At 52.8% G+C, this 745-nt stretch carries 3 protein-coding genes; all 3 read left to right on the forward strand.

The features are described 5' to 3' along the window. Window positions 1-246 (forward strand): hypothetical protein (locus G6N73_RS36055; protein WP_165034595.1); only part of this gene is annotated, 246 nt, incomplete at its 5' end. Next, window positions 216-431, forward strand: coding sequence for an oxidoreductase C-terminal domain-containing protein (locus tag G6N73_RS36060; protein ID WP_246252843.1), 216 nt, complete (start codon window positions 216-218; stop codon window positions 429-431). The genes G6N73_RS36055 and G6N73_RS36060, both read left to right, overlap by 31 nt. A gap of 42 nt (window positions 432-473) precedes the next feature. Next, window positions 474-745: type 1 glutamine amidotransferase family protein (locus G6N73_RS36065; RefSeq protein WP_484477021.1), on the forward strand; the 272-nt coding region annotated here is incomplete at its 3' end.

Consider the following 745-nt stretch of genomic DNA (forward strand, 5'->3'; position numbering starts at 1 on the left):
TGCTCTGCGGCATTCCCGATTGAAGTGTTGCATAATCCGGACAGCCAATTTAACATTCCTGGACATCAATTTGCTTTTTTTGGACAAATGTCGACGAACAGAGAGTCGATGAAAATTCTCATCCTCGTCATGCCGAACTTCAACCTGGCTGCGACGATACAGCAAAGCCTTGGTTTTGGTCGGATCAGTTCGACATCAAGTTACCGATCGTTGGATTGGCCGCAGGACATGATTCAGCAGTCATGAGAAAGATCTCCGAAACCGCCCTATCCATTTGGCACTATCAGGGCGACGAACTCCTGGCGGTCGATGCCATCAACCAGCCTGCCGTGTTCATGGTGTCCAAGCGTCTGATTGAAGCCAGGAAATCGCCCGACCCTAAGGTCGTCATCGATTTGGATATCGACCTCAAATCGCTTCTGCATTCCTGATCACCCAGCGCCCGGTCCTTGGCCCATCACATAGGTCGCAACATGAACGCCTTACCCCAGAAGCTCACAATCGGATTTATCCTCGCCCGCGCATTCACGCTTTCGGCCTTCTCGCTGTTCGTCGACACAATCCGACTCGCCAGCGATGAACTGGACCATTCAGGCCGTGTAACCGCGGACTGGCAAGTCATGAGCAGCAGCCGCAACCTCATTACCTCGAGTTGCGGTATCAGCGTCGCTCCCACGTCAGCGTTTGTCGACCCAAGCCGATTTCAGTACATCGTCGTGGTCGGAGGTCTTCTCAATGATGACAA

Origin of the sequence: Allomesorhizobium camelthorni, assembly GCF_011045125.1 — a bacterium.
GTDB classification, from domain to species: Bacteria; Pseudomonadota; Alphaproteobacteria; order Rhizobiales; family Rhizobiaceae; genus Allomesorhizobium; species Allomesorhizobium camelthorni.